Source organism: Thalassospira sp. CA1, from assembly GCF_059052855.1.
Map to the genome: position 1 here is coordinate 410204 of NZ_JBZCIA010000001.1, position 17003 is coordinate 427206.

A 17003-nucleotide genomic window follows, 5' to 3' on the forward strand; every position below is an offset into this window, starting at 1 on the left:
AGGTATACAATTCTGCGATGATCAAAATATGGCAGGATTTCCGGGAAAAGCAACGTTTTGACAGATTGTGCAACTCCGGGCCGCCGTCAGATGTGAACTTGTTCACGCCGGATGTGACGCTATCGTGAAATCGCATATTGGCGACACGTTCTGTAAACAGGTCTATGATGGTGCACTTACGGGACGAACAAAACCGTCGTGAAACCTACACAGGCCCTGGATCATGTCACGTTCCATTGTACTCGATATGCCCACATTGACTCCTGTCAGTGTGTTCGCGCATGCCGTGGCAAAACTGGTCCTGGTTATTGTGTGCATGATGACTGCCGCGACGGTCGGCCATGCGCAAAATGCCAGTCTGAAACGTGCGGCCGGTGATGGCGATATTCCGGTTTTTACCGACACCTATGACAATGCAGAATTCTGTGCCGATGGCAGTGAGACGGGACCGTGTGCTATCGCGCCGGTCGATGTGCCGGAATTTGACGCCAGCTTCGTTTATCGTTTCCTTGCCTATCACGCCCAGCGACCCTTTGACCGTTTCTCCTGGCAGGCATTCACATCGCTGATGTCGCCACTCGATCATTCCGATCAGGCAGCCTTATGGGAAAGCTTCCCGGCCCGGCGCGATCTGTTTTCCGAGGTGACATATCCGAATCCGTCCTGTGCCGATGATCTTCCCGGCGGGCATTTGCTGCTGGCAAGTTATCTGCAATCTACCGGTGATGTTCTGATTGATCAGGCTGGAAATTTCGTTCTTTTCGAAACCCGCATTAATCCGGTCGCCGCTGATTATATCATCGCAAACAACCTGCAAACGCCAGCCGGGCGTGCCGCCTTTGCCACGTCCGGGCAAAACATCGATTTTCCCACCGGCCATCTGCAGGCCGATGTCGCAACGAAGGTAAAATTCGCGTCCGCCGATGCGACTGCCAATGATGCTGCAAACCCGCCCAGCCCTGCCATTCCAGCCTCTGCCCCCGGGGCGATGGGGGCACAGCTTCTGAAGTTTTCCTGGCGTATTCTGCCAACTGCAGATGCGACAAGTCGGGATCGTTACTTCACCCGCCCGGCGCGAATATCGCTTGCCGGTAATCAGACAATTGATGGCCGGGCGAAATGTCTTGATGTCACGGTCGGGCTGGTGGGCATGCATCTTGTCCAACGGGTCGCCAGCGGCAATGGGGATCGCTGGATCTGGTCGAGTTTCGAACATATCGACAACGTGCCCTTGGCCGCCAATGCCCGGCGCCCCAACAGCATCATCACCAAGCAACCGTTTGAAAACGGCTGTCTCGTGCCCGAGGCGGTCGAAGGGGAATTCGCCTTTTACGGCGGACAACTGCCAGCGGGCAGTCCGGCCAATCAACCGATATCCGGGATTCTGAAATGGGCAGACAACCCGCCCTATGCCCGCCTTGCGTCCGGGGATCAACCGACCCCGCCCGATATTGTGCGGTGCTGGCGGTTGTTTTCAGGCACGGCTGAAAGCAACTTTGTCTGGCAGAACAAACTGAATGACAGCGTCCTTGCAAATTATATGCTGCTCGGCACGCAATGGATCGGCAATCCCGGTGGTGAACCGTTCGGTATTGGCGAAGTGCCGCGCTTCCTGACCAATAGCACGCTTGAAAGCTTCATGCAGGATCAGTCTGATGCCACCTGCCTTGGCTGTCATGCCCGTGCAACGACCGATGTCGGACAGAACGCCAACTTCACCTTCCTGCTTGATCCGGGCAGCTAAATACCGGCCATCGGGGCCGCGCAGACAGACCTTCCAATTTCCACCGATTGCCACTAGCATGCTCCGCAACATTTGCCGCACCCAAAAACAAAGAACAGCGGCGAATTCAGGGAGGAAACATGCTGGGCAGTCGTTCAGACTATGCGGCGGTACGTTCACGCTTTGCCTGGAACGTGCCAACCCACTTTAATATCGGTGTCGATGTTTGTGACAAATGGGCGGATGACCCGGATCGTCTGGCATTGATGCATCGCCGGCGTGATGGTACGCGCCGCGACTACACATTTGCACAGATCAAACGCCTGTCGAACCGCTTTGCCAATGTCATGCGCCGTCATGGCATAAGGCGTGGTGACCGGGTCGGGATTCTTTTGCCACAAAGCCCGGAAACGGCGATTGCCCACGTTGCGACCTACAAGATGGGCGGCATTGCTGTGCCGCTCTTTACGTTGTTTGGGGTCGATGCGCTGGAATACCGGCTGGGCAACTGTGCGGCCAAGGCCTTGGTGACAGACCGCGAAGGTGCCGCCAAGATTGCCGAAATCCGCGATCTTCTGCCCGCCCTTGAATATGTCTATGTGATCGATGGCGCGCCCGATCAATGTTTTGATTTCAAAGCCCTGTCATCAGAAGCCAGTGATGAATTCGAACCGGTCAATACCCGTGCCGATGAACCGGCGCTGATCATTTATACATCCGGCACCACCGGTCAGCCAAAAGGCGCGCTGCATGCGCACCGGGTTTTGCTTGGCCATTTGCCCGGTGTCGAAATGTCGCATGACTTCTTCCCCGAAGACGGCGACGTCATGTGGACCCCGGCCGATTGGGCGTGGATTGGTGGGCTTTTGGATGTCTTGTTGCCCGCTTGGCATCACGGCGTGCCTGTCGTCGCCCACCGGTTCGAAAAATTCACACCCGAGGATGCCTTTCGCCTGATGGCCGAATATGGCGTGCGCAATACTTTCCTGCCGCCAACTGCGCTCAAGATGATGCGCGCAGCTGGAGATGATATGGCGCAAAGGTTCAATTTTAAACTCCGCTCTATTGCAAGCGGTGGCGAAACATTGGGTGCGGAACTTCTTGATTGGGGGCGTCGTGTGTTCGGCCTTACCATCAACGAGTTCTATGGCCAGACCGAATGCAACATGGTGGTCAGTTCCTGTCAGTCGATCATGGAACCCAAACCCGGTGTGATGGGGCGTCCGGTGCCCGGCCATGATGTCGCGGTGGTTGATCTGAGCGGCAAGGTGCTTGAACCCGGTGAAATGGGTCGCATTGCCGTGCGTGCGCCCGATCCGGTGATGTTCTTGGAATACTGGCGCAATCCCGAAGCCACCCGCGACAAGTTTGTCGGCGAATGGCTTTTGACCGGCGATATGGGCTGTGTCGATGCCGATGGCTATATCCGCTTTGTCGGGCGTGACGATGATCTGATCAGCTCGGCCGGATATCGCATCGGCCCGGGCGAGATCGAGGATTGCCTTATTGGTCATCCGGCTGTGCGCATGGCCGGTGTGATTGGCAAACCCGATGAACAGCGCGGCCAGATCGTAAAAGCCTTTGTTGTCTTGGCTGATGGCTTTGCCCAGTCCGCAGCACTTGAAAGCGAAATCAAGGACTTCGTGAAAACCCGTCTGGCCGCACACGAATACCCGCGCGAGATTGCCTTCCTTGATCAATTGCCAATGACAACCACCGGCAAGGTCGTCAGGCGGGCGCTGCGCGACATCGCCTGATCCTCAATCAGTCAATTCAGATCGTTTTCGAAACGGTTTTTGCAAAAAACAAGGCCGGGTCCATTAGGATCCGGCCTTGTCTGTTTCAAGTTTTGGAGTTGTGGGCTTATTCGTTGCGCAACAACGGTGCTGCCGGGCTGCGCAATGCCTGCCAGGTGCCGACAAAGCCCGCCGCTAGCGTGGCAAACAGGCCAATCGCAATCGGACCCAGAATGGTCATCGGCAACAGCACCCAGTTGGCTTCCATGATCAGTACCAGCACCGACCAGGCCGCAACCGATCCGACGACGGCGGCAATCACCCCGGTGGCAAGGCCAAGGATCCCGTATTCCAGCGCATAGGCATAAAGGATGTTTGCCCTTGTTGCGCCAAGGGTCTTGAGCACCACGGCGTCATAAATGCGCTTGCGCCGACCGGCCGCAACCGCCCCGCCAAGGACAAGCACGCCTGCGACAATCGCAATCATGCTGGTCGCATTAAGGGCCGTTCCGATCCCCGCCAGAATGGCATTGGCCGCTTCAAGCGCTTCACGCACCCGGATGGCCGAGACATTCGGGAAGTCCATGCCGATCATGCGATCAACCGGTTCTTCCATTTCGCGCGGCATATGGGCGGTGGCGATCAGGCTATAGGGTGCCTTGTCGATCAGACCCGGTGAAAACACCATCGCGAAATTCATGCGCAGGCTTTGCCATTCGATCTCCCGCCAGTTGGCGATCTCGGCCGTGATATCGCGGCCCAGTACATTGACGGTCAATGTATCGCCCGGCTCCAGATCAAACGCATTACCGATATCGGCACTGATCGACACCAGCGGCTTGGACGCATCATTGTAATCGGCCGGCCACCATTCGCCGCGCACCAGTTTGGTTTCTGGCGGCGGGGTGGCGGCAAAGGTTAGGCCACGGTCCCCTCGCAGGAACCAGCGATCATCACCCGGCCCGACATCGTTGGAATTCACCCCGTCAACCGCGGTTACTCGGCCACGCAGCATCGGTGTTTGTTCGATATCCGAAACATTATCCTGTGCCAGAAGCTGGCCTCGGAACTGCTCGATCTGATCGGGGCGAATATCAAGGAAGAAGAAGGCCGGGGCAGAGTCCGGCAGGTTCTCGTTGATCTCGTTATCAAGGTTGCCCTCGATCCCGGAAATCGTCACCAGAAGTGTGAGGCCCAGCCCAAGCGACAATGCAACCGGCACCGTGCTGGCGCCCGGACGGTGCAGGTTGGCAAGCGCCAGTCTGGAAAAGGCGCTGCGACCTGTAATCAACCGTTTCGAAAGGGATACGATACCCTGTCCGGCAAAGGTGAAAATCACCACAGCTGCCGCCGACCCGCCAATAAAGCCAAGCGCGATCGCCTTGTCGGTCGCGGTCAGCACTGTGAGGATCAGCAACAGCACCAGCGGCACGCCGATATAGGGCAGGTCACGCTTGCGTACCGGACTGCCACTAAACAGACCGGCACTGGCACGGAACAATCGTGCTGCTGGTATTTCACGCGCCCGCAGAAGCGATGGCAGGGCAAAGACCAGGGTGGTCAAAACGCCAAAGCTTGTTGCAATGATCAAGGACGGCAATGCCGGACCCAGCGTCACATCAATCGGCAACCGCCCGGACAAGAGCGGCGCGATAAGCGCAGGTGTTAACGCACCGATCAGAAGCCCGATGGCAATCCCGATCAGGGCCAGAACAAGGATCTGCAGGAAATAAATCCGAAGCACCAAGCCGTGCGACGCGCCAATCGATTTCAGCGTGGCGATGACGGATGTTTTGCTTTCGATATGGCTGCGCACCGCATTGGCCACACCAATGCCACCAACCAGAAGCGCCGAAAGACCAACAAGCGTCAGGAACAGGGTCAGGCGCTCGATAAACCTCTTAAGGCCCGGGTTGGCATTGGCCGTATCGCGTATGCGCCAGCCCGCATCCTCAAACTGCTCTTCAAGCCGTTCGCGAAACGCGGTCGGGGTTTCATTATCATTGAGATCCAATGCGTAATAATAGCGGATCAGACTGCCCGGCTGCACCAGCCCGGTCTCCATCAACCCGTCCATCGATACCATCAGGCGCGGGCCGAAGTTGAAAAAGCCAACCGCCTTGTCAGGCTCGGTCGCAATCACGCCACGGATCTGAACATCAATATCGCCAAGGGCAACCGTATCCCCGACATTGATGCGAAGCCGTTCAAGCAATCCGGCCTCGGTCACAGCCCCCCAGACGCCATCTTTTTGGTCAAGGATTCCGTCAAACGGCACGCCATCGGCAAGCTCCATCTCGCCAAACAGCGGATAGGCATCATCAACCGCCTTAAGCTCCACCAGACGGCGTTGGTCCGGGCCATAGGCCGTGGTGCGCATGGTCGCCAGTTCGGCTACGCGTTCAGTGTTCGCGGTTAGCCACTCGATCTGATCGCCGGTGGCTTCCTGATGGGTCAGGCGCAGTTCAACATCACCACCCAAAAGCTTCCGCCCGTCACGCTCAAGTGCCGAAAGAACGGATTCCGAAACGTTTCCGACAGCGGCAATCGACCCGACGCCAAGCGCAAGGCAGGCGAGGAAAATACGAAAGCCCGAAAGCCCGCCGCGCAACTCGCGCCGGCAGACCCGCCAGGCAATGGACCACAGGCGGTCTGCACCGTCAGAGGGGGAAACAGATGTGCTCATGACTGCGATTCCAGATGCGAAACGATTTCGCCGTCGCGCAGCATCACCGTGCGGTCGCACCGCTTGGCAAGGGCGGGATCATGGGTAATCAAAAGCAGGGTCGAGCCACGCCGTTTGGTCAGATCAAACAGCAATTCGATAATCGTTTCACCGGTCGTGCCATCAAGGTTGCCGGTCGGCTCATCGGCCAGCAAAAGCTCCGGATCGGTGGCAAGCGCACGTGCAAGCGCAACGCGCTGCTGTTCCCCGCCTGATAGCTGGCCGGGATAGTGATCGGTGCGATGACCCAGCCCGACAAGTTCCAATTCTTCGCGGGCCTTTTCAAAGGCATCCGCACGTCCGGCGAATTCCATCGGAAGCGCAACGTTCTCCAACGCGCTCATGGTCGGGATCAGGTGGAAGTCCTGAAAAACGATGCCAACATGATGGCGGCGATAAAGCGCCAAGCCGTCTTCATCAAGGGCGCGAAGGTCCTTGCCGCACACCTTCACCACACCTTCCTGGGCTTGTTCCAGTCCGGCGATTACCATCAAAAGCGATGTCTTGCCGGACCCCGACGGACCGACCAGCGAGACGCGCTCGCCCGCACCAATCGCAAGATCGACCCCCTTAAGGATCTCGACAATCCCGGCCGGACCCTGCAGCCGCAGCTTCAGGTTTTGCACATCAATTGTCTGTTTTGGCGCTTCACCAGACGCGGCGACATTTTGTTCCGGTATCTTGGTGGTTTCGGTCACACTCATTTCGGGTCCTATCGGGTTGTCCGTTGCAAGATCAACAAAGCAGGCTACATAAGCTTACGGATCAGGACGTTTCTGGTTCAGACTTCTTTTGATCTGAATAACTTCTTTAAGGGTAAACGGTCGGAAACCGCTCCGGCAAGTTCGCAGCATGTAAAGGTGAGATTTGTAATGAATTTGGCGTTTGGGCAAGGTCGCACTGTAATCAAGTTCACGCATAAGTTGGTATCACGCTTTCGCAAATCCGCCGGATTGGCCCTTGCCACGCTTGCCCTTGCAACCCTCGGGATGGCCGGGTTTGCTTATGAAACCAAGGCACAGGATAGCGACCAAACGCCAAAAACCCTTGTTTTGTTTGGCGATAGCCTGATGGCGGGCTATGGCCTTGATCATGAAAACGGCTTTGCGCCCAAACTTGAAGCGGCCCTGAAGGAAGCAGGCCACGATGTCCGGGTGATCAATAGCTCCGTCTCGGGCGATACCACGGCGGCCGGACTGGCGCGTCTCGACTGGGCGCTGGTTGAAAAACCCGATGCGGTGTTGCTCGAACTTGGTGCAAATGATGCGCTTCGCGGGATGGAGCCATCCCAGACCCGTGAAAACCTGGCAGAAATCCTTGAAAAGTTGCGCGGCATGGATGTTGATGTCCTGCTGGCCGGTATGATGGCCCCGCCCAATATGGGGACGGCCTACGGCGATGAATTCAACAGCATCTATCCCGATCTTGCCAGCCGCTATCAGGTTGATCTGTATCCATTTTTCCTTGAAGGCGTTGCTGCCGAGCCGGAGCTTAATCAGGATGACGGGATGCATCCCAATGCCGATGGTGTGGACGTGATCGTAAAGCGCATCCTGCCTGATGTCGTCGACCTGCTGCAAACCTCAGACGCCAGCTAAGCGCGAAGCACCTGCCAGGGTATATGCCGGACGCTTCATGATCTGGGGCGCAAAACCGTCGGTTTTCCAAGGGCTTGTGCGCTTCCCGACAGGTTATAAAATTTCACAAAGACACAGATTGACGCAATTTCGACGCCTGTGAAGCGTAAAAAACTACGTATGTAGATAGAAAACGTCAACAACCCGAAATGATTAAGCTGCCGGATCTTCAGAAGGCGAAGTCAACGCGGCTATAAAACAGAAATATCATAAATATCAATAAGTTAGGTTGGTTCTGAGTGTGCTGGGAATACCGTGAATCTCGCCTGAAAACCCTTATTTGAGGACCAAAACACGCGGTTTGGTGTAAAATTAACACCTCATTTACTTTCGGTTCTGTTTCGAACAGCGTTTCTGCTACTGCGTATGTTGTTTTTCAAAACATCTCTTCCAAGGCTGTTATCCAATGATCGGGTTTCTGATCCTTTTTGCCTTTCCGGCAGGGCTGGGGCATCGCAAGTGCACAATGTGATAAATCACATAATATCAATAACTTAATCAAATTTCCCAAAATCAGGCGACACTTATGGTCTGTGGATAACTCTTGGGAAACCAAACAGGTGTCCTAAGTGCCTGAAATGCACGCATTCAAACAAATATCCCGTCATATCAATGTGTTGGTAGTGTCCTGGGGACTCCGTGGATTCCCAACGAGTCGCAAATAGGCCTGTGAATGAATCGGAAGCGATTCAATTTTGACTGCAAATGCAGTTGCAGGGGGCTAATTCCGTCGATACACTTCATGCCATCGGGCGGAAAGGTGCGTTTGATCTGCGCTTTGTGTGTCCGGAGATGTCAGATTTAAGTTAAAGACTTCAATGCCTTAAAGGGATTGTTCAGTGTCGTCTTCTTCCACCGTCAAACAGTCCTACACCATTCCCTGTTCTTCGATCTTTCGCGACGCTGTGCTGCAACTGGCAGAACGGCGCGGGGTGAATGCCGCCGATCTGGCGCGCTCGGTCATGTTGATTGTGCCCGAAAAGGCGATTGAGGATTATCAGGACCCCGGCGACCCGCCCAAGGGTGATCGCGAAACCATTGTCTTGAAGTCCGGCCCGGCCGAGGGACGCCCCTGGCGGCGCAAACCCCGCCTGCAATTGCGCCTGCCACCGGGATTTTCGGTGATCACCGTGCGCAAGGCGCTTCAGATGGCGATCGATTTCGATGCGGGGGATGTCAATATGCGGGTTGAGAAATCCGACGTTCTCGCCGCCGAACGTGCAGCCCTTGAAGAAGCCCGCGCGCTTAAAAAACGTCAGGCAGAGCCACCTGTCGAGCTTCTGCAATCGCGTGAAGAACTCGAACGTCTGCGTCAGATTGTTGATAACCTTGCCTTTGATCCGCTTGATCGCGGGGTGACCACCTTTAACGAGGCCCTGCATGTCATGGGCTTTGCGCCAAGTGCGCGGCCCGATTTGCGCGCCATCCGCGCCAAATACCGCGTTCTCGCCGCCATCCACCACCCCGACAGCAATTATGGCTCCCACCAGCGCATGACGCAGCTCAATGCCGCGATGGAGATCCTGCGCAAACACGTTTCCTGATCGGTTGGATCGATCCGGATCACGAACCGCCGCCCAAGCCCTTGTCGAAGGGGTGGGCCAATGCTTAGATGTAACTGGGCTTAGATTTAATTGGGCTTGGATGTAAGCATCAGATTTCTGGTTATCGACCGGGCACAAGACCCGGGAACCCTGACCAGTCAGCAACGGGAGACAGCATGACGGCGGAATTTCGGGCGGCACATGCCAGCGGCGAAAACTGGGCTTCGGTCGCATCCGAGCTTGCAGAACTTCTCGAAAAAGAACCACTGCCCAAACAGGCGCTGGCCTTTTTGTATGTCTCCGAACCGCTGGCCGATGACCTTGGCAGTATCCTGACCTTCCTGCGTTCCCGCCTGTCGATAGAACACTGGATCGGAACCTCTGGCGTTGGCGTCTGCGGATCCGGCCGGGCCTATTTCGGCGTGCCGGCGGCCTCTGTCATGGTGGCCCCCTTTGCCCGTGATGAATTCCACATCTTTGAGCCGCTCAAGACCGAGGCTGATCTGGATGCGCGCGACCTGCAAAGCGCGATTGATCGCCTGCAGCCGATCTTTGGCCTGGTGCATGGCGATCCCGCTGCCCCGGAAAGTCTTAGTCAACTGGCCGAACTGGCGCGATTGGGCTCGACCTATCTGGTTGGCGGCATCGCATCGGGGGAACGCGGCGCGCCGCAGATTGCCGACCGGGTGGTTAATGGTGGCCTTTCGGGTGTTTTGTTTGATGGCAAAACCAGTGTTCAGGTTGGCATTAGTCAGGCCTGCACGCCAATCGGCCCGGTCCACCGCGTGACCGAGGGACGCGAAGGCATCATCTCCACCCTTGATGATCGCCCCGCCCTTGATGTGCTTAAGCAAGAACTCGAAGCAGATGGCGGCGAACAATCCATGGCATCCGGGCGCTATCACGCGGCCCTGATGGTGCCGGGTTCGGATACCGGTGACTTTGTCGTGCGCAATCTGATGGGGATTGATCCCCATAACAACATGATCGCGATCAGTGGCGATGTGCAGGCGGGCGATGCCATCCGTTTTGTCCGCCGTGACGGCGCCGCCGCCGAACAGGATTTGCGCCGCATGCTAGGCGATTTGCAAAAACGTCTGCCGGGCAAACCGCGCGGGGCGCTTTATTGCAGCTGTGTAGCCCGTGGCCCGCATCTGTTTGGCACCGAAAGCCGCGAAATGATGATCATCCGTGATGAATTGGGTGATTTGCCACTGACCGGTTTTTACGGCAATGGCGAAATCTGCAATGACCGGTTCTATGGCTATACCGGGGTTTTGACCCTGTTTATCTAAGGCCGCGAATTTTCAAATCATAAGAAATTTGCCCGCAAACGGTTTCATCGCGCGGCCAAGCGGATATATTCATACCATTGCAAAATCATGTGTCGCCCCGATCCAACAGTGCGGGCGGCATAAGACAGGGGAATTTCATATGGAATATCGTCGACTGGGGCGTACAGACATTGATGTCAGCGTCATCTGCCTTGGCACCATGACCTGGGGCCAGCAGAACACCCAGGAAGAAGCTTTTGAACAGCTTGATTACGCCACTGCCAACGAAGTCAATTTCATCGACACCGCCGAAATGTATCCGGTCCCGGCGATGGAAGAGACCTTTACCGCGACCGAAACCATCATCGGCAACTGGCTTGAAAAGCGCGGAAGACGCGATGATCTGGTGGTTGCCACCAAGATTGTCGGTCCGGCGGATCGTTTCCCGTATGTGCGCGGCGGGCCGCGTCTGACCCGCGGGCAAATCTTTGAGGCGATCGACGCTTCACTTGGTCGTCTGAAAACCGATTATGTCGATCTTTATCAGCTTCACTGGCCGGATCGGAATTCCAACTTCTTCTCCAAGCTCGGCTATACCCACGAGCCGGACGAGGAATTCACCCCGATCGAGGAAAGCCTCGAAGCACTGGATGAACTGGTCAAGGCTGGTAAGGTCCGCCATATCGGCCTTTCGAATGAAAGCCCGTGGGGCCTGATGAAGTTCCTTGAACTGGCCGAAAAGAATGGCTGGCCGCGCGTTGTCTCGGTTCAGAACCCCTATAGCCTTCTGACCCGGCAATATGAAGTCGGTCTGGCGGAATGTTCGATCCGCGAAGATGCCGGTCTTCTGGCCTATTCGCCGCTGGGCGGCGGGGCGCTGTCGGGCAAGTATCTTGGCGGTGCGCGCCCGGATGGCACCCGCGTGACCAAATGGCCGCAATATTTTGGCCGCTATCTGACCGAAAATGGCGTCAAGGCAACCGAAGCCTATGTGAAGCTTGCCAAGGATAACGGTCTTGATCCGGCCCAGATGGCGCTGGCCTATGTCAATTCGCGCCCGTTCCTGACCTCGAACATCATTGGCGCGACCAGCATGGAACAGCTGAAATCCAATATCGGCTCGGCCAACATCACCCTGTCGGACAGCGTTCTCGAAGAAATCGAAAACATCCATCAGGTCTACACCTATCCCTGCCCGTAAGGTCACAGGATGGTCAGATTTTGCTCTCAGAATGTGACCAGAGACTTTTGAAAGGCGGCGGTTTATCCCGCCGCTTTTCCCACCACCAGAACGGAGGCGACATATGGTTAAGCTGATCTTTGGCAAGGAATCCGATCTGGGGGGTATTTCTGTCCGTCGCGTTTTACCCCATCGCGATGTGCGTTCCGTCGGTCCGTTCGTGTTTTTCGATCATATGGGGCCGGTCGAATTCCAACCCGGTCAGGGCATTGATGTGCCGCCGCATCCTCATACGTGCTTGGCTACCGTGACCTATCTGTTCAAGGGCGCGATCCTGCATCGCGACAGTTTGGGCAGCGACCTTGAAATCACGCCGGGCGACCTCAATTGGATGAGTGCCGGGCGCGGCATTACCCATTCCGAACGCGAAACCGATGCGGTCCGCAATTCCGTTCATGAACTCGATGGCTTGCAGCTTTGGGTAGCACTCCCCGATGAGGCAGAGGAATCCGATCCCGCCTTTTATCACGTGCCCAAAAATGACCTGCCCGTGATCGAGGATGCCGGGCTTCACATGCGCCTGATCGCCGGTGAGGCCTTTGGCAAAACCGCACCGGTTCCGGTAAAATCCAAGCTTTATTACCTTGATGTCGAAATGGACGAAGGCGCGCAGCTTCTTCTGCCCGGTGAAAATCAGGAAGGGGCGATTTACGTCGTATCGGGCACGCTTCTGATTGACGGCGAAAGCTATAAGCCAGAAAGCTTTATCTATGTCGCACCCGAAGAAATCCCCGATATCGTTGCCAAAACCGGTTGCCGGGTGATGTTGCTGGGCGGCCTGCCGGTTGGCCGGCGCTATATCTGGTGGAACTTTGTCGCCAGCACCAAGGAACGGATCGAGGCGGCCAAAGCCGATTGGGCGGCGGGCAAGTTCCCGCAATTTGATGGCGAAGACGATGCTTTGCCACTGCCTGAACGTTCGACCGGCTAATTACCGCATCAGAATTGGATTGAAGACATGCGTTTGTTTGTTGGTGTGGAAATTCCCCACGATATTGCGACCGACCTTTATCCGCTGGGCCGTGCGATCAAGGGGCTTGATGCCCAGGCCCCGGAAAACATGCACATCACGCTCAAATTTATCGGCAATGTCGATCCCGGCCTTGCCAGCGAAATCGATCGGGCCCTGTCACAAGTGGCGTTCGAGCCCTTTGATCTGCAGGTATCGGGCCTTGATATGTTTGCATCCAACCGCAAGGTCCGCATTTTCTGGGCCGGGGTAAAGGATCAACCAGCTTTGCGTACTCTTGCCAATCGGGTGGAAAACGCGCTTCTTGCGCTTGATGAATGCCCCGATATGGATATGCGCAAATTCACCCCGCATATCACGCTGGGGCGCAACCGCGATGCGGCGCGCGCGTCCATCGAACAGGCGATTGTCGATCATGGCGATCTGTCATCACGGGTGTTCACCGTTGATCGTTTCTGTTTGTATGAAAGCCACGCAACGGCGGACGGTCCCGAATTTCGCGTGATCGCCGCCTATGATGGCAAGGACGGCCCGATCAAGGAGCCGGACCTGACTGACGCCTTTGTCACAGAGGATTTTCAATGAAACTTGGCTTTATCGGAACCGGTGCGATCAGCGATGCGGTCATTCGAGGTCTTTTGACATCTGACTATCGCGTTGATGAAATCATCGTTTCACGCCGAAGCGACCATATCTCGGCAAAGCTCGCCGGCGACTTTGACCGGGTTCGGGTCGAAGACGAAAATCAGGCGATCATTGACCAATCCGATATGATCTTTCTCGCGGTTCTGCCGCAGATTGCCGGTGATGTGCTTTCCGCACTTCGCGTGCCTGATGACAAACAGATTGTCAGTCTGATCGCCACCATCCCGATTTCTGATCTCAAAGTCTGGCTTGGCACCAACGCGCAATGTGATCGCGCCATTCCGTTACCACCAGTCGAACATCATGCCTGTGTCACGGCGGTCTACCCGGGCTCGTCCGATGTCATGGCCCTGTTTGAAAAGCTCGGCGGGGCGGTGGCGGCTGAAACCATCGATGCCTTTGATGGCTATGCGACGGGCAGTGCCCTGATGGCGACCTATTTCACCGTGCTTGAAAGTGCAGCACAATGGATGGTCAAACAGGGATCCGACTATGCCGATGCCAGGCGCTACCTTGCCGCGCTGTTTTCAGGGCTTGCCGGGAACACTGACAAATCCCCCGATCAAAGCTTCGCCGATCTTTATGAAGGTCACGTCACCGCCGGTGGCCTGAACGAACAGGTTGCGCAAACCTTCATCCGCGAAAAGGGCACAGATGCGCTTCATACAGCCCTTGATGAAGTCTTTGCCCGGATAAAGGCCTCTGCGTAATCACCATCAGACAACGCAAAACGGGCGACCAACAAGGCCGCCCGTTTTTCTGTTCCTTATATAATGCGTGCGGTGGATTCAGGCCGCCGCCCTGTTCTGATACCCGACCGTCAGGCGTTGCTGTCCGCCATTGCCGGTTTCGATCAGATCAACCATGGCATAACCGAAATCGGCAAAGCTGATCCGCGCCATCCCGTCATGATCGGGTATCAGCGTATCGGTGCCGCGCACATATTGCCCGGTCAGCGGTCCCTCGATCAGCATCGCCGGCGGGCGCAGGCAGGTCCATTGCACATCGCCATACTGATCAAACAGCGCATCCTGCTTTGCGCAGGCCTCGGCAATCGGCCGCACTGCGTCAGGTAGGAAATCGGGCGCGCTTAGGACCGTATGCCCGCTGTCATCGGCCAGTTTCAGGGTCGCGGCCCCACCGGTCAGGTAAATCGGGGCTTTGGTTTTACGCGCCGCATCCAGCAACACCCGGCTCATCTCAACCAGCAAACTTTCTGATCCGCTGATCGGGCGAAGCGCACTGATCGCAACGTCATGGCTTTCCATCAGCTCGGCAACGCGGTCCGGCTTGGCCAGCACATCAACGCTTTCGCGCGCCACGCTGTTTGGCACATCGGCCAGTTTGTGGATATTGCGCGCAATCGCTGTAACGCTATGGCCGCGTTTTAAGGCTTCATGCAGTGTGGCGGTACCGACATCACCGGTGGCACCAAACAGAACAATCTTCATCGGACGTTTCCTTTATATCTGTGGGGCGGTTTGTTTTTATGTGGTGCGTGGGGCAGGTTCGTTGATCGCGGCTGGTGCTGGTTCAGCCACTGGTGCAGGCGCAGGACGCGCTGCCCGCTGACCCAGCCAAATGCTTGCCAGTACAACAATCACGCCTGTCATCTGAAGCGGGCTCAGAGCCTCGCCCAAGATGACCCAGCCCAGCAAAACCGCACTGGTCGGGCTCAAAAAGCCAAAGCTTGTCACCGTCGTCGGGCCAAGGCGCGCAATGCCCCGGAACCACAGGTAATAGGTTAGGGCCGCCCCGATCAGACCGAGCCACACCAGACCGGCCAGATTGGTTACGGTCGGCACCGGGAAGCCGGGCTCAAGGATCAGGGCTACCGGGATCATCAGGATCCCGCCCGCGGTTAATTGCCAGGCGGTAAAGGTCAGCGGGGATACCGGCGGCTGCCATTTGCGGGTCATGACGGTACCGGCGGCCATCGATGCCGCACCAAAAAGGGCGGCGGCAATGCCAATCGGATCAAGGCTGCTGGTCGGGCCAAGGACCAGCATCGCGACCCCGATCAATCCGGAAATGGCGGCAATAATACCCAGTATGGTAATCCCGGATCCAAGGGCAAAGCGCGCCAGAAACAGCACCAGCAACGGCTGGATCGCACCAAGTGTTGCCGCCACTCCGCCCGGCAGGCGATATGCCGCGACAAACAGCATCGACCAGAAAACAGCAAAGTTCAGCGCGCCCAGAATAAACACCCGTCCGCGCCAGCCAGCAGGCGGTAATTGCCGCACAACAAGCAAAAGGATCAAGCCGGCCGGCAGGGCACGCAGAAGGGCCACGGTCAGCGGAAAACCATCAGGCAGCATTTCCGTGGTGACGATATAGCTGCTGCCCCAGATGATCGGGGCAAGAGCAGTCAGGCATAAATCGGTTGTTCGGTTCATGGTGGCATCTCCATTTATCTTGACATCAAGATATATTCAGAAATCTTGACGTCAAGATAAAATTCTGAAAAGAATCCGAACTATGGATAAAGTTGACCGCATTCTTGCGCAGTGGCGCCGTGAAAGACCCGACCTTGATGTCACCCAAATGGGCGTCATTGGCCGGATAGGACGACTGCGCAGCCATCTGAGTGCCGCACATGAACGTGTTTTCAAAAAATACGACCTGTCGCTGGCAAGTTTTGACGTTCTGGCCACACTGCGCCGATCCGGCCCGCCCTATGCGCTCAGCCCATCAGAGCTCATTGACTGGACCATGGTGACATCGGGCACCATGACCAACCGTCTTGACCGGCTCGAAAAGGCCGGGCTGATCACCCGCCAGCGCAATCCGGAAGACGGGCGCAGCTTTGTCATCGCTCTGACGGACAAGGGGTTTGAGCTGATTGATGCTGCCGTTACAGAGCATGTCGCCAACCAGCATCAGATGCTCGAAGCACTAAACCCCGAAGAGCTCGAACAGCTTGATGGTCTGCTGCGCAAATGGCTGGCGGCAATGAATTCTGCCGAGAATTCAGAAGACAGCTAGGTCAGTCATAAACGGTCCCTGGGCTTAAAAGCTCAAAGCCTGCGATTTCAAACTCATACATGCCCGATCCGTCCGCCTTTTCGGCGCGGGCGATCAGCTTGCCATCCGCATTGCGAAAGACCGCGTGTGCTGTATGCAGGGCGCGGTAACAATGGTTGCCATCAGGATAAAGGTATTTGATCATCATGCTTCCTTGCAAAAGCACATTATGATCAAGACGCCCTGACAGCCTGTTGTCAGGAGCTGTGCAAAATGCGCGACAAATCAGAACCTGACACGCATGCGGATATGTGCCGGTTGATCTTGTCTGTATGTCTTGGAAAAATGCTTTTTGTGTCAGTGGCAGAGAGGAGGGGATTCGAACCCCTGAGGAGCTTACACCCCAACACGCTTTCCAGGCGTGCGCCTTAAACCACTCGGCCACCTCTCCACATGCGATCTTTGATATATCGCGAAAGCGGGCGGACATTAGCCGAGACGCCCGCGCTTGACAAGGCCCAATCAGCCTCTTTTTTCACTTT

At 56.3% G+C, this 17003-nt stretch carries 15 protein-coding genes and 1 tRNA gene; 10 read left to right on the top strand and 6 right to left on the bottom strand.

The window, feature by feature from the left end; translation table 11 throughout:
• The first annotated feature begins 223 nt into the window (after positions 1 to 223).
• A complete protein-coding gene (locus AC5Q5A_RS01950) occupies positions 224 to 1744 on the top strand; it encodes a hypothetical protein (protein ID WP_493894150.1) in 1521 nt (506 codons plus the stop codon).
• Between the two features lie 119 nt (positions 1745 to 1863).
• Positions 1864 to 3480, top strand: a complete 1617-nt coding sequence (locus tag AC5Q5A_RS01955) for an acyl-CoA synthetase (protein WP_493894151.1) — start codon at positions 1864 to 1866, stop codon at positions 3478 to 3480.
• A gap of 106 nt (positions 3481 to 3586) precedes the next feature.
• Here AC5Q5A_RS01955 and AC5Q5A_RS01960 read toward each other — a convergent pair whose 3' ends face one another.
• Together AC5Q5A_RS01960 and AC5Q5A_RS01965 are read right to left on the bottom strand one after the other, a co-directional pair.
• On the bottom strand, positions 3587 to 6145 hold the full coding sequence (locus AC5Q5A_RS01960; protein WP_493894152.1) for an ABC transporter permease: 2559 nt from the start codon (positions 6143 to 6145) through the stop codon (positions 3587 to 3589).
• Complete coding sequence (locus AC5Q5A_RS01965; protein WP_493894153.1) at positions 6142 to 6888, bottom strand: ABC transporter ATP-binding protein; 747 nt, start codon at positions 6886 to 6888, stop codon at positions 6142 to 6144. The genes AC5Q5A_RS01960 and AC5Q5A_RS01965 overlap by 4 nt, the downstream gene beginning before the upstream one ends.
• Before the next feature lie 168 nt (positions 6889 to 7056).
• On the opposite strand from AC5Q5A_RS01965, the gene AC5Q5A_RS01970 reads away from it, so the two are divergent.
• The 7 genes from AC5Q5A_RS01970 (at position 7057) to AC5Q5A_RS02000 (ending at position 14204) form a co-directional block, all read left to right on the top strand.
• Positions 7057 to 7782, top strand: coding sequence for an arylesterase (locus AC5Q5A_RS01970; RefSeq protein WP_493894154.1), 726 nt, complete (start codon positions 7057 to 7059; stop codon positions 7780 to 7782).
• Between the two features lie 878 nt (positions 7783 to 8660).
• Complete coding sequence (locus AC5Q5A_RS01975) at positions 8661 to 9365, top strand: J domain-containing protein (protein ID WP_008888530.1); 705 nt, start codon at positions 8661 to 8663, stop codon at positions 9363 to 9365.
• A gap of 176 nt (positions 9366 to 9541) precedes the next feature.
• Positions 9542 to 10660, top strand: coding sequence for an FIST signal transduction protein (locus AC5Q5A_RS01980; protein ID WP_120224036.1), 1119 nt, complete (start codon positions 9542 to 9544; stop codon positions 10658 to 10660).
• A 139-nt stretch (positions 10661 to 10799) separates the two neighbouring features.
• Positions 10800 to 11840, top strand: coding sequence for an NADP(H)-dependent aldo-keto reductase (locus AC5Q5A_RS01985; protein ID WP_493894155.1), 1041 nt, complete (start codon positions 10800 to 10802; stop codon positions 11838 to 11840).
• Positions 11841 to 11943: 103 nt separating this feature from the next.
• Positions 11944 to 12810 (top strand): pirin family protein, encoded by an 867-nt coding sequence (locus tag AC5Q5A_RS01990; RefSeq protein ID WP_493894156.1) that lies wholly within the window; start codon positions 11944 to 11946, stop codon positions 12808 to 12810.
• Between the two features lie 27 nt (positions 12811 to 12837).
• Complete coding sequence (gene thpR, locus AC5Q5A_RS01995; RefSeq protein WP_493894157.1) at positions 12838 to 13434, top strand: RNA 2',3'-cyclic phosphodiesterase; 597 nt, start codon at positions 12838 to 12840, stop codon at positions 13432 to 13434.
• Positions 13431 to 14204, top strand: coding sequence for a pyrroline-5-carboxylate reductase (locus tag AC5Q5A_RS02000; protein ID WP_493894158.1), 774 nt, complete (start codon positions 13431 to 13433; stop codon positions 14202 to 14204). The genes thpR and AC5Q5A_RS02000 overlap by 4 nt, the downstream gene beginning before the upstream one ends.
• Positions 14205 to 14282: 78 nt before the next feature.
• On the opposite strand, the gene AC5Q5A_RS02005 is transcribed toward AC5Q5A_RS02000, so the two are convergent.
• Both AC5Q5A_RS02005 and AC5Q5A_RS02010 read right to left on the bottom strand, forming a co-directional pair.
• Positions 14283 to 14945 carry an NAD(P)-dependent oxidoreductase gene (locus AC5Q5A_RS02005; protein WP_493894159.1) on the bottom strand — a complete coding sequence of 221 codons (663 nt, stop codon included), beginning with the start codon at positions 14943 to 14945 and terminating at the stop codon, positions 14283 to 14285.
• 36 nt (positions 14946 to 14981) lie between these two features.
• On the bottom strand, positions 14982 to 15893 hold the full coding sequence (locus AC5Q5A_RS02010) for an EamA family transporter (RefSeq protein ID WP_493894160.1): 912 nt from the start codon (positions 15891 to 15893) through the stop codon (positions 14982 to 14984).
• Between the two features lie 82 nt (positions 15894 to 15975).
• Here AC5Q5A_RS02010 and AC5Q5A_RS02015 point away from each other — a divergent pair, with 82 nt between their 5' ends.
• On the top strand, positions 15976 to 16482 hold the full coding sequence (locus AC5Q5A_RS02015) for a MarR family winged helix-turn-helix transcriptional regulator (protein ID WP_493894161.1): 507 nt from the start codon (positions 15976 to 15978) through the stop codon (positions 16480 to 16482).
• Between the two features lies 1 nt (position 16483).
• On the opposite strand, the gene AC5Q5A_RS02020 is transcribed toward AC5Q5A_RS02015, so the two are convergent.
• Positions 16484 to 16666, bottom strand: coding sequence for a hypothetical protein (locus AC5Q5A_RS02020; RefSeq protein ID WP_493894162.1), 183 nt, complete (start codon positions 16664 to 16666; stop codon positions 16484 to 16486).
• A 156-nt stretch (positions 16667 to 16822) separates the two neighbouring features.
• Positions 16823 to 16912: transfer RNA gene (locus AC5Q5A_RS02025), tRNA-Ser, on the bottom strand.
• Positions 16913 to 17003: the final 91 nt, after the last annotated feature.

What these genes read in the sequence shown, in the direction of transcription:
- AC5Q5A_RS02005 (WP_493894159.1), bottom strand. Translation starts at nt 14,945, where the DNA reads ATGAAGATTGTTCTGTTTGGTGCCACCGGTGATGTCGGTACCGCCACA.
- AC5Q5A_RS01960 (WP_493894152.1), bottom strand. Translation starts at nt 6,145, where the DNA reads ATGAGCACATCTGTTTCCCCCTCTGACGGTGCAGACCGCCTGTGGTCC.
- AC5Q5A_RS01965 (WP_493894153.1), bottom strand. Translation starts at nt 6,888, where the DNA reads ATGAGTGTGACCGAAACCACCAAGATACCGGAACAAAATGTCGCCGCG.
- AC5Q5A_RS02010 (WP_493894160.1), bottom strand. Translation starts at nt 15,893, where the DNA reads ATGAACCGAACAACCGATTTATGCCTGACTGCTCTTGCCCCGATCATC.
- thpR (WP_493894157.1), top strand. Translation starts at nt 12,838, where the DNA reads ATGCGTTTGTTTGTTGGTGTGGAAATTCCCCACGATATTGCGACCGAC.
- AC5Q5A_RS01950 (WP_493894150.1), top strand. Translation starts at nt 224, where the DNA reads ATGTCACGTTCCATTGTACTCGATATGCCCACATTGACTCCTGTCAGT.
- AC5Q5A_RS02000 (WP_493894158.1), top strand. Translation starts at nt 13,431, where the DNA reads ATGAAACTTGGCTTTATCGGAACCGGTGCGATCAGCGATGCGGTCATT.
- AC5Q5A_RS01970 (WP_493894154.1), top strand. Translation starts at nt 7,057, where the DNA reads ATGAATTTGGCGTTTGGGCAAGGTCGCACTGTAATCAAGTTCACGCAT.
- AC5Q5A_RS01990 (WP_493894156.1), top strand. Translation starts at nt 11,944, where the DNA reads ATGGTTAAGCTGATCTTTGGCAAGGAATCCGATCTGGGGGGTATTTCT.
- AC5Q5A_RS01955 (WP_493894151.1), top strand. Translation starts at nt 1,864, where the DNA reads ATGCTGGGCAGTCGTTCAGACTATGCGGCGGTACGTTCACGCTTTGCC.
- AC5Q5A_RS02015 (WP_493894161.1), top strand. Translation starts at nt 15,976, where the DNA reads ATGGATAAAGTTGACCGCATTCTTGCGCAGTGGCGCCGTGAAAGACCC.
- AC5Q5A_RS01980 (WP_120224036.1), top strand. Translation starts at nt 9,542, where the DNA reads ATGACGGCGGAATTTCGGGCGGCACATGCCAGCGGCGAAAACTGGGCT.
- AC5Q5A_RS01985 (WP_493894155.1), top strand. Translation starts at nt 10,800, where the DNA reads ATGGAATATCGTCGACTGGGGCGTACAGACATTGATGTCAGCGTCATC.
- AC5Q5A_RS02020 (WP_493894162.1), bottom strand. Translation starts at nt 16,666, where the DNA reads ATGATCAAATACCTTTATCCTGATGGCAACCATTGTTACCGCGCCCTG.